Raw genomic sequence first — 10,487 nt, 5'->3', positions numbered from 1 at the left:
TGGGGGGGGGGGCGGGGGGGGGGGGGCACGCCGGCCCATCCGAGAAGATAATCGCACTTCACGCCGATAGGTCGGGGCGACCCCCCTCCCTAACCCTCCCCCACAAGGGGGGAGGGAACGCAGCGCGATCGAGGCCATCATCACTCGATAACCAGCAGCGGCTGGCCATATTCAACCGGCGAACCGTCTTCGACGAGAATCTCGATAACCTTGCCCGCTTTGGGCGCGACGATTTCATTAAAAGTCTTCATCGCCTCGACGAGCAGGATCTTGTCGCCCGCCTTGACCATCGAACCGACCTCGATAAACGGCTTGGCTTCGGGGCTTGCCCGGAGATAGGCGGTTCCGACCATCGGCGACTTGACTGAACCGGGGTGATCGGCGGGCGCAACGGATGCGAGGGGCGATGCCGCCGCCGGCGCGGGGGCAGGGGCGGCCAAGGGAAGCGCATAGCTGACGGCAGGCGCCGCGCGACGTTCGCGGGCGACGCGCACGCGCAGGCCGTCATGCTCAATTTCCACCTCGCTGAGGTCATGATGACCGGCGATCTTCGCCAGAGCCGCAACGATGGAAAGATCGACGCCGCCGGTAAAAGGTTCGCCGGGCGCGGCGGCTATTTTTCCTGGCGGTTTCTTCATGCTTTGCTCGCTTTTCGCATCGAGGGGACGCGTCCTATAGCCCGGCGCCGCCTCTAAATAAAGTGCGGGGGCGGCCCGCCTGTCGGCTAGGCCGCTCTTACCCACACGCTATTGTCGTGAAAGGCGGCGCCGCCGAAGGGCGCGACAATATCGTCGCCGGTCAGGACATTGATGCCGCGTCCGTCGAGAAAGGCTTCGCTTGGCCAAACTCCTTCGCTGATCAGAACGCCGCGCCGAAGCCCTTCGAAGAGCTTGGCGTGGAGGCGCGTGTCGCCGCGCTTGTTGCCGAGCCGCACGATATCGCCATCGCCGATTCCGAGCTTTGCGGCGTCCTCTGGATGGATCATCACGGTCGGTCGCCGCTCGCGCGTCTGCGAAGTCGGCGTTTCGGCGAAGGTCGAATTGAGGAAGCTGCGCGAAGGCGAAGTGGCGAGCCGGAACGGATGTTCGTCATCGGCATTCTCGATGATCGTCCAATGGTCGGGCAGGCTGGGCATTTCGCGCCAGGGGCCCATCAGGCCGTTATTCGTGAAGGGCGTCGTCGCCCAATCCGCCTTGAACCGGAAGCGGCCGTCCTTGTAAGCGAATCCCTTGATGAAATGGGCTTCTTCGAAGGAAGGCTGCGCATCGAGCCATTTGTTGGCCTCAAGCGCGTCCAGCGAACCCCAGCCGGAGGCTTCAAGCGTCCAGTCGATGATCTCGCGCGGGTTCATGGCGAAGCCGCGATGCTCGGCGCCCAGCCGTTCGGCGAGCGCGCAGAGGAGATCGTGATTGGAGCGGCATTCCCCCGGCGCGTCGACCGCCTTGGGACCGAACATAATGTATTGATGGCCGCCGCCCTGATAGAGGTCGTCATGTTCGAGAAACATCGTCGCCGGCAGCACGATGTCGGCCATGCCAGCCGTTTCGGTCATGAAATGCTCATGCACGCAGACGAACAGATCCTCGCGCGCAAAGCCACGCCTCACCTTGTCCTGCGCGGGCGCCACGACGACCGGATTGGTGCTTTGCACCAGCAACGCCTTGACTGGACCGCCCCCGCCCAGGGCTTCCGTCTCGCCGCATAGGACAGCGCCGATCCGCGATTGATCGAGCTTGCGCACGTCGGGATCATAGGCGTCGAGGCCTTCAATCAGCGTCTTGCGCCAATGATAGATCGCCGAATTGTTGTGGAACGCGCCGCCGCCTTCATGGGCCCAGGCGCCGGTGACGGCGGCGATGCAGGAGGCGGCATGCATATTGGACGCGCCGTTGCGCTGGCGCGAAAACCCATAGCCAAGACGAAAGTAGGTCCGCTTGTGTTGGCCGACCAGTGCGGCGAAAGCCTCAATTTCGGCGACCGGCAAGCCGGTGATCGCGCTCGCCCATTGCGGATCCCGCGCCGACAGATGCGCCTCAAGCTCATCGGGCGCGTCGGTATAGCGGGCAAGATAGTCGCGATCGGCGAGGCCGTCGCGAAACAGCACATGCATCGTCGCGCAGGCGAGCGCCCCGTCCGTTCCCGGCCGCAAGCAGAGAGCGAGATCGGCCTGTTTCATCGTGTCGTTGCGGTAGATGTCGACGACGACGATTTTGGCGCCGCGCTCTTTACGCGCCCGCATCGCATGGGTCATCACATTGACCTGCGTCGAGACAGCGTTGGTGCCCCAGATCACAACGCAATCGGCCTTGGCCATCTCGCGCGGGTCGGGCCCCATCATCTTGCCCGTGCCCGCGATGAACCCCGGCCATGCGGTATTGATGCAAATTGTCGAGTGAAAACCGGAATAGCGTTTGACATGGGTCAGCCGCTTGATCCCGTCGCGCATCACCAGGCCCATCGTCCCGGCGTAATGGTAGGGCCAGATGCTTTCGGCGCCGAAGTCGCGCTCGTTTTTAAGAAAGTTCTCCGCGACGATATCGAGCGCGTCGTCCCAGGAGATCGGCGCGAACTGTCCCGAACCCTTCGGCCCGGTGCGGCGCAGCGGCTGCGTCAGCCGGTCCTTGTGATGGATGCGCTCGGCATAGCGCGCGACCTTCGCGCAAACGACGCCCGCCGTGTAGCTCTGGTCCGCGGCGCCATGCACGCGCCCGATTCGCGATCCCCCGATCACCTCGACGTCGAGCGCGCAGGCGGACGGGCAATCATGCGGGCATACGGAAGGGCGGCGAACAATTCCTGCCGGCGCGTTCATGGGTTGCTATGCCTCTAAAGGACTTGATCCGAGGCGATAGCATATTTGTTCGACGCGCTTATACCAAATGGCGCAGCGAGCGAAGCGCCCGCGGCTTGCAAAGCCGGCGCATATTCCGCGGCGGCGGCGCCGCGCTCTCCCGTTCGGTTCAGCTACCGTTGCGCCGTATCGCCCGGCGGGGCGAGCGAACCATCGGCAAAGTAACGCTCATGGCGCTGGATAAAGCGGCTGTCCCGCTCAATGGCGCTCGCCCGGCCTTCCCGTAAAAGAGGCGGGCGGACCGCGCCGTCCTGTTGGGCGCGCAACGCGCTGGTCACATACCACCGCCATACGCAAGGATCCGGGTCGGCGGCGGCCGACCCCACTCCGGCAATCGAGAGACCTGCGACAAGGGACAAACGAATAGGCGTATGCATGGCCGTCTCCCCTCACAACTCTGTGGCTGTTTTTTTTTAAAATACGAAGGCCGTAAGACCTGCCGTCACGCAGCGGGCGCCAAGTCCGGCGTATCGCTGTTCGTTACCCATTAGGACATTGTTGTGACGGCATGATGGCGACGCGTAGAAAATTGCGCGGACGGAGCCCGGCGACGCCCGGTCAGCCTTGCCGAACTGTCGCGATGCGCGTCCTCGCTCCATCGGTCTGCACGCGGCCCGCGGCGACAAGGGCCAGAGCGGCGGGGTAAAGCGCGTGTTCCTGCGTCAACACCCGCGCGCCCAGAGTTTCCGGCGTGTCGTCGTCACGCACTTCGACGGCCGCCTGGGCGATGATCGGGCCGGAATCGAGTTCCGGTTCGACGAAATGGACTGTGCAGCCGTGAATCTTGACGCCCGCCTCGATCGCCCGCGCATGGGTGTCCAGGCCACGAAATGAGGGCAGAAGCGAAGGATGGATGTTGAGCATCCGGTCCCGCCAGCGCGCGACGAATGGCGCGCCCAGGACCCGCATGAAGCCGGCGAGGCAAATCAGTTCGATGCGATGAATGTCGAGCATAGCCTGCATCGACCCCTCGAATTCGTCGCGCCCGGCGTAAATCTTGTGATCGACCACGGCCGTCGCGACGCCAGCCTGCCTGGCGAGAGCGAGGCCGCCGGCGTCGCTCCGGTTGGAGAGCGCCAGCGCGATCTCCGCAGGAAAATCGGGCGCGCGCGCCGCGCCGATCAGCGCGGACATGTTGGAACCGCGTCCGGAAATCAGGATCGCCGTGCGTCGACGCGCGATCACAGCTTGAGCCGTCCCCGGGCGACGACCCGCTCGCCTTCATTGGCGATGATTTCGCCAAGACGCACTGGGGCAAGCCCATTCGCGGCGAGCGCCTGGATTGTCTCACCGAGCTGATCGGCGGCGACGAACGCCACCATGCCGATCCCGCAATTGAAGGTGCGCAGCATTTCGCTGGCGTCAATTCCTCCAACTTCGGCAAGCCAGCCAAAAACAGGAGGCGGCGCGAAGGCGGCAAGATCGAGCGCGACGGCGAGATCGTCGGGCAAAACGCGCGGCAAATTGTCGGGGAAACCGCCTCCCGTGATATGGGCCAGCGCCATGATTCCCTGGCAGGAAGCGATTGTCTTGAGGAGCGGCTTTACATAGAGGCGCGTTGGCGTCAGCAAAGCTTGCGCGAGCGCACGCGAAGGCTCGAACGGCGCCGGCGCCTCCCAGGACAGGCCGCTCATCGCGACGACGCGGCGCACCAGCGAAAAGCCATTGGAATGCAAGCCTGACGAGGGCAGACCAAGCGCCACGTCGCCGACTTTCAATCCCGCGCGCGGCAGCATCTGGCCGCGCTCGGCGGCGCCGACCGCGAATCCGGCAAGATCGTAATCGCGATGCGCGTAAAGGCCCGGCATTTCGGCTGTTTCGCCGCCGATCAACGCGCAGCCGGCCTCTATGCAGCCTGCGGCGATGCCCTTCACGATTTCAGCGCCGATGGCCGGATCAAGCTTGCCCGTCGCAAAATAGTCGAGGAAGAACAAGGGCTCAGCGCCTTGAACGACAATATCGTTGACGCACATGGCGACGAGATCGACGCCGATCGTGTCGTGAACGCCGCTTTCGATCGCGATCTTGACCTTGGTGCCGACGCCGTCATTGGCGGCGACCAGAACCGGATCGACGAAGCCCGCGGCCTTCAGATCGAACAGACCGCCAAATCCGCCGATTTCCGCGTCGGCGCCGGGCCGGCGCGTCGCGCGAACGAAAGGCTTGATTCGCTCGACCATGGAATTGCCCGCGTCGATGTCGACGCCGGCTTCGGCATAGGTGAGCGGCGGGCGACGCGTTGAGGTCATGGCGCTTCAATCGGGGCGTTGCGGATCTAGCCGGGTTACAGACTTGACGCTTAAGGCGCAAGGCGGGGCGAGTCGTGCTCTTTTTCCGGGCGCCCGCCGGCTGTGATAGGGTTAAGCGGCAGGCGCCAATCTGGGGAGCGAATTCGCGGTCGATGGAATTTTCAAAACTTTTCCCCAGTCTCCCCAATCTGATTACCCTGGCGCGCCTGTTGCTTGCGCCGTTGGCGGTGCTGATGATCGCCTCACAACGTTTCGCGGAAGCCTTTTTGATCTTCGTGGTCGCGGGCATATCGGACGCCGTCGACGGTTTCATCGCCAAAAGATTCAACCTGCGGACGGAACTTGGCGCCTATCTCGATCCCCTGGCGGACAAGGCGCTGCTGGTGTCCATTTATGTGACTTTGGCGATCTCCGGCGTCTTGCCGGCGGCCATCGCCATTATCGTTGTCTCGCGCGATCTAATGATTCTCACCGCCATCATCGTCTCCTGGCTCCTCGACAATCCAGTGGCTATCCGGCCTGTCCTTGTGTCCAAGATCAATACGACCGCGCAAATCGCTCTGGCTGCTTATGTTTTGGGCGCAAAAGCTTATGGCCTGAGTCCCGTTCCCGGCCAGGATGTCGCCGTCTGGCTCGTCGTCGCCTCCACATTGGCCTCCGGCGGCGTCTATATCAGCCAATGGCTGAATCACATGACCCGTTGAGCGCGATCCAATGAAACAGAACATTGGCTATGTAACTTTTCTCGTGCCGGACTATGACGAGGCGATCGCCTGGTTCACCCAAGTCTTGAACTTTGCGCTTGTCGAGGATACCGCGCTCAGGCACGGCAAGCGATGGGTGCTCGTCGCGCCGCCAGGATCGGGCGGAACGCTTTTGGTTCTTGCCGAACCGGCTGACGAGCAGCAGGCCGCCCGGATCGGCGATCAGACAGGGGGGCGCGTCTTCCTGTTTCTGCATACCGACGATTTTTGGCGCGACCATGCGGCGATGAAAAACAAAGGCGTGCGCTTTCTGGAGATTCCTCGCAACGAGGCTTATGGATGGGTCGCCGTCTTCGAGGACAATTGGGGCAATCGATGGGATCTTCTGCAATTGGCCGAGAAGTCCCACTAGACGTCTCGGCGCGCGCGGCGTGAGCATCAGTCGTCAGATCGTCTTCTGGGTCGCGGCGTTCGTCGCGCTCGGACTTTTGCTGCAAGTCCTGGGCGGCGCCGTGACGCCTTTCGCGCTGGGCATCGTTTTGGGCTATCTGCTCGATCCGATCGTGCAGAGACTGGAGCGCCTGGGGCTAAGCAGGCTCGGGGCGTCGATCCTCATCCTGGTCGTGTTTATCGTGATCTTTGCGATGATCCTTGTCGTCCTCGCGCCGATCCTGGGCGGCCAGCTTGTCGGATTCACGCAGAAGCTGCCGAGCTATGTCATGCGCCTGCAGACGCTGGCTGTCGATCAGGGCAATGCGCTGCTCGATAAATATGGCGGACCATGGCGGGAAAGGCTCGGCCTGGGCAATCCGCTCTCGTCGGAGCAGATCCAGAAATCGATCGGCGACCTCGTCGCGCAGGGCGGCCAATGGGTTGTGAACGCCCTGCGCTCGCTGGCCTCTGGCGGCGCCGCGATTTTCAGCTTCCTGTCCTTTCTCGTCTTCACGCCTGTCGTCGCCTTCTACATGCTGCTGGATTGGGACAAGATGCTGGCGACTGTCGATAGCTGGCTGCCGCTCGATCACCGCGACGGGTTGCGGCAGATCGCCAGCGAGATCAATCACGCCCTGGCGGGCTTCCTGCGCGGGCAATCGCTGGTTTGCTTGTTTCTCGGCCTTTGGTACGGGATCGGCCTCAGCCTGATCGGCCTGGATTTTGGATTTCTGATCGGCGTCATCGGCGGATTATTGAGCTTCATCCCCTATGTCGGCTCGCTCACCGCGCTTGTGCTGTCGCTTGGCGTCGCCATCGTTCAGGGCTGGCCGAACTGGAGTCTGTTTTTCCTCGCACTGGGCGTCGTCGGCGCCGGTCAATTTCTTGAGGGCAATGTGCTCTCGCCCAAGCTCGTGGGGGAATCGGTGGGGCTTCATCCGGTCTGGCTGATGTTCGCCCTAGTCGCTTTCGGCGCCCTGTTCGGCTTCACGGGCTTGCTGATCGCGGTGCCAATGTCGGCGGCGATCGGGGTGCTCGCGCGCCATCTGCTCGGCGTCTACCTCGCCAGCCCCTTTTATCGCGGGCGGCGCGACGAAGAAGCCCAGGCCGGGGCGAGCGAGAACTTATGACAGGCGAGCCCCGGCAATTGCCGCTTGACCTGCCCCACGAGCCGAGCTTCGCGCGCGAAGACTTTCTTAGCGCGCCGGCCAACGCCCAGGCGTTGCGCGCCATCGACGCCTGGCCCGATTGGGCGGGGCGGATGCTGCTGCTCATCGGACCGGCCGGCTCAGGCAAGAGCCATCTTGGCGCGATCTGGGCGCGCGCGGCCCAGGCGGTCACGATCGAGGCGGAAGCGCTGCTCGAAGCGAGCCCGGCTGAACTTGCGCGTTCAAAAGCCCTCCTGATCGAAAACGCCGACCGCGTCGGCGCCGGCGAAGCGAATCTTTTCCACCTCTTCAATCTGGCCCGCGAGAGCGGCGCCTATTTGCTGCTGACTGCGCGGGGCGCGCCGGACAATTGGGGGCTCGAAAAGCCCGATCTGCGCTCGCGCCTGCGCTTGGCGCCGGTGGTGGCGCTTGGCGAGCCCGATGCGGAACTGGCGCGCGCCGTTCTGTTCAAGCTGTTCAGCGACCGGCAACTCGCCGTCGAACCCGCCGTCATTGCCTATATCGCCCTTCGGATCGATCGATCGCTGGGCGCCGCGCGCGCGATCGTCGAGGCGCTCGACCGGGAGGCGCTGGCGCGCGGCAAGGCCGTGACGCGTTCGATGGCCGCGCTGATGTTCAAGGACGCGGAAGACGGGGGATAGGGGACTGGGGGCGTCCGGCCCGCTCTTTCGACGACGAGGGGAGAGCGTGGTTAACGATAAGGGCGACCGGGACTGTCGCGCTCTGAGGCAGTCCCATTTGCGGTGTCGGTTTTTTGTCGCACAATGGTTGTAATCACGCCCCTACGCGTATGACCGGCGTCCGCTGGACCGCTTAACCCATTGATGGAGAATCGCTTGGCTCGCCGCACCGCCTCAAAGGAACTTTCGCCTTCCGTAGAAGACGGCGTGTCGGAGCCGCTCGAAACGGGCGTCGAAGAAGCCGATATTTTCGCGACGCCTGCGCGCTTCATCAATCGCGAATTGTCGTGGCTTGAGTTCAACCGGCGGGTGCTGGAGGAGGCGGCCAATCGCAATCATCCGCTGCTGGAGCAATTGCGCTTCCTGTCGATCTCGGCCAACAATCTCGACGAATTCTTTATGGTGCGCGTGGCCGGCCTCGTCGGCCAGGTGCATACGGGGGAGACTACGCCTTCGGAGGACGGTCTTTCGCCCGCTGAACAATTGACGCGCCTTGGCGAGCGGGTCGGCGAATTGGTGGCTCAACAGCAGGCGCGCTGGCGCCAGTTGCGCAACGATATCGCCAGCGCCGGCATCGTCATCGTCGACGTGGGCGATTTATCCGACGTCGAGCGTAAATGGCTTGAAGATTATTTTCTGCTTCATGTCTTTCCGGTCCTCACGCCGCTGGCCGTCGATCCGGCGCATCCGTTTCCATTCATTCCCAATCTCGGCTTCACCGTCGCCGTGCAGCTTGTGCACGTGTCCGATCGCCGCAGCATGAGCGCCCTCATTCGCGTGCCGAGCAAGATCGCCCGATTTGTGAAACTGCCGGAGACCGCGGAATCAGGAATCCAGCGCTTCGTGACTCTGGAACAGATCATTGTCGCTTTCACGGCCCAGCTTTTTCCTGGCTTCGCGGTGACCGGGCAGGGAAGTTTCCGCCTGATCCGCGACAGCGACATGGAAATCGAGGAAGAGGCTGAGGATCTCGTCCGCCTGTTCGAAAGCGCCCTGAAGCGGCGCCGGCGCGGTTCGGTGATCCGTCTGGAGATAGAGGCGTCGATGCCCGAGGCGCTTCGCGCCTTTGTCACCGGCGACGTCGATGTGGTGGCCGCCGGCGTCTTCGTCGTGGAGGGCATGCTGGCGCTGAACGAACTGTCGCAACTGGTCTCGGTCGACCGACCCGATCTCAAGTTTCCGCCTTATAACCCGCGTTTTCCCGAACGGGTCCGCGAGAACGGCGGCGATTGTTTCGCGGCGATCCGCCAGAAGGACCTTGTCGTCCACCATCCCTACGAATCCTTCGATGTCGTCGTGCAGTTCCTATCGCAGGCGGCGCACGACCCCTCCGTCGTCGCGATCAAGCAGACGCTGTACCGCACATCGTCCGACAGTCCGATCGTTCGCGCCCTGATCGAGGCCGCCGAGGCGGGAAAATCCGTGACGGCGCTGGTCGAACTCAAGGCGCGTTTCGACGAAGAGGCCAACATCCGCTGGGCGCGCGATCTGGAGCGCGCTGGCGCACAAGTGGTGTTTGGCTTCATCGAATTGAAGACCCACGCGAAACTGTCAATGGTTGTCCGTCGGGAAGGCGATTCACTCGCCACCTATTGCCATGTCGGCACTGGCAATTATCATCCGATAACGGCGAAAATTTACACAGACATATCGTTTTTTACGGCCGATCCCGCGATCGGTCGCGACGTCTCGCGCATTTTCAATTTCATCACCGGCTACGCCGAGCCTGACGGGCTGGAATTGATGGCGATTTCGCCGATGATGTTGAAGAAGCGCTTGCTGACCCATATCGCCGAGGAGATCGCTTTCGCAAGGGAAGGCAAGCCGGCGGCCATTTGGGGAAAGTGCAATTCGCTGGTCGATCCGGAAATTATTGACGCGTTCTACGCCGCTAGCCGGGCGGGCGTCCAAATCGATCTCGTCATTCGCGGCATCTGCTGTCTGCGCCCTGGCGTCGCCGGGCTCTCGGAAAATATCAGGGTAAAGTCGATCATCGGCCGTTTTCTGGAACATGCGCGAATTTACGCCTTCGGCGGCGGGCATGGGCTGCCGTCGCCTAAGGCGCATGTCTATCTGTCTTCGGCCGATCTCATGCAGCGCAATCTCGATCGGCGGGTCGAGGCGATGGTTCCAGTTCTCAATCCAACTGTGCATGAACAGGTGCTCAATCAGATTATGGAAGCTAATCTGATGGACAATCAGCAGAGCTACCTTGTAATGCCGGACGGATCGAGCGAACGGATCACGCCGGCCGAAGGCGAGGAGCCGTTCAACGCGCATAAATATTTCTTGACCAACCCCAGCCTGTCAGGCCGCGGCAAGTCATTGAAAGAATCGAGCCCGAGATCGCTTCCCAAACGCAAGCCGCGGAAGTGACTTTCGCATGGCGACGAAAGGCCGTT

General features: G+C 62.7%; 10 protein-coding genes. 5 read left to right on the top strand and 5 right to left on the bottom strand.

What is annotated here, in order from left to right; all coding sequences use genetic code 11:
- Positions 1-140: 140 nt before the first annotated feature.
- From accB to purM, 5 genes are all read right to left on the bottom strand, one after another.
- Positions 141-638 carry an acetyl-CoA carboxylase biotin carboxyl carrier protein gene (gene accB, locus GSQ90_RS21715; protein WP_158816975.1) on the bottom strand — a complete coding sequence of 166 codons (498 nt, stop codon included), beginning with the start codon at positions 636-638 and terminating at the stop codon, positions 141-143.
- Between the two features lie 86 nt (positions 639-724).
- Positions 725-2,812: a molybdopterin-dependent oxidoreductase gene (locus tag GSQ90_RS21710; protein WP_158816974.1), complete on the bottom strand. Its 2,088-nt coding sequence runs from the start codon at positions 2,810-2,812 to the stop codon at positions 725-727.
- Positions 2,813-2,964: 152 nt separating this feature from the next.
- Positions 2,965-3,228 carry a hypothetical protein gene (locus tag GSQ90_RS21705; RefSeq protein ID WP_158816973.1) on the bottom strand — a complete coding sequence of 88 codons (264 nt, stop codon included), beginning with the start codon at positions 3,226-3,228 and terminating at the stop codon, positions 2,965-2,967.
- A gap of 181 nt (positions 3,229-3,409) precedes the next feature.
- Positions 3,410-4,033 (bottom strand): phosphoribosylglycinamide formyltransferase, encoded by a 624-nt coding sequence (gene purN / locus GSQ90_RS21700; protein ID WP_158817348.1) that lies wholly within the window; start codon positions 4,031-4,033, stop codon positions 3,410-3,412.
- Positions 4,033-5,100, bottom strand: coding sequence for a phosphoribosylformylglycinamidine cyclo-ligase (gene purM / locus GSQ90_RS21695; RefSeq protein ID WP_158816972.1), 1,068 nt, complete (start codon positions 5,098-5,100; stop codon positions 4,033-4,035). Before purM ends, purN begins: the two co-directional genes overlap by 1 nt.
- A gap of 152 nt (positions 5,101-5,252) precedes the next feature.
- On the opposite strand from purM, the gene GSQ90_RS21690 reads away from it, so the two are divergent.
- The 5 genes from GSQ90_RS21690 (at position 5,253) to GSQ90_RS21670 (ending at position 10,461) form a co-directional block, all read left to right on the top strand.
- Positions 5,253-5,804 (top strand): CDP-alcohol phosphatidyltransferase family protein, encoded by a 552-nt coding sequence (locus tag GSQ90_RS21690; RefSeq protein WP_158816971.1) that lies wholly within the window; start codon positions 5,253-5,255, stop codon positions 5,802-5,804.
- A 10-nt stretch (positions 5,805-5,814) separates the two neighbouring features.
- Positions 5,815-6,216: a VOC family protein gene (locus GSQ90_RS21685; protein ID WP_158816970.1), complete on the top strand. Its 402-nt coding sequence runs from the start codon at positions 5,815-5,817 to the stop codon at positions 6,214-6,216.
- Between the two features lie 19 nt (positions 6,217-6,235).
- Positions 6,236-7,366: an AI-2E family transporter gene (locus GSQ90_RS21680; RefSeq protein ID WP_158816969.1), complete on the top strand. Its 1,131-nt coding sequence runs from the start codon at positions 6,236-6,238 to the stop codon at positions 7,364-7,366.
- A complete protein-coding gene (locus GSQ90_RS21675; protein WP_158816968.1) occupies positions 7,363-8,046 on the top strand; it encodes a DnaA ATPase domain-containing protein in 684 nt (227 codons plus the stop codon). The genes GSQ90_RS21680 and GSQ90_RS21675 overlap by 4 nt, the downstream gene beginning before the upstream one ends.
- 195 nt (positions 8,047-8,241) lie before the next feature.
- On the top strand, positions 8,242-10,461 hold the full coding sequence (locus tag GSQ90_RS21670; protein WP_371418426.1) for an RNA degradosome polyphosphate kinase: 2,220 nt from the start codon (positions 8,242-8,244) through the stop codon (positions 10,459-10,461).
- The last annotated feature ends 26 nt before the right edge of the window (positions 10,462-10,487 follow it).

Source organism: Methylocapsa sp. S129 (assembly GCF_009765995.1).
Lineage (GTDB): Bacteria > Pseudomonadota > Alphaproteobacteria > Rhizobiales > Beijerinckiaceae > Roseiarcus.
This window is presented reverse-complemented; position numbering and strand designations above follow the sequence as displayed.

Coding starts and splice junctions, on each gene's coding strand:
- accB (WP_158816975.1), bottom strand. CDS start 638: ATGAAGAAACCGCCAGGAAAAATAGCCGCCGCGCCCGGCGAACCTTTT.
- GSQ90_RS21710 (WP_158816974.1), bottom strand. CDS start 2,812: ATGAACGCGCCGGCAGGAATTGTTCGCCGCCCTTCCGTATGCCCGCAT.
- GSQ90_RS21705 (WP_158816973.1), bottom strand. CDS start 3,228: ATGCATACGCCTATTCGTTTGTCCCTTGTCGCAGGTCTCTCGATTGCC.
- purM (WP_158816972.1), bottom strand. CDS start 5,100: ATGACCTCAACGCGTCGCCCGCCGCTCACCTATGCCGAAGCCGGCGTC.
- GSQ90_RS21690 (WP_158816971.1), top strand. CDS start 5,253: ATGGAATTTTCAAAACTTTTCCCCAGTCTCCCCAATCTGATTACCCTG.
- GSQ90_RS21685 (WP_158816970.1), top strand. CDS start 5,815: ATGAAACAGAACATTGGCTATGTAACTTTTCTCGTGCCGGACTATGAC.
- GSQ90_RS21675 (WP_158816968.1), top strand. CDS start 7,363: ATGACAGGCGAGCCCCGGCAATTGCCGCTTGACCTGCCCCACGAGCCG.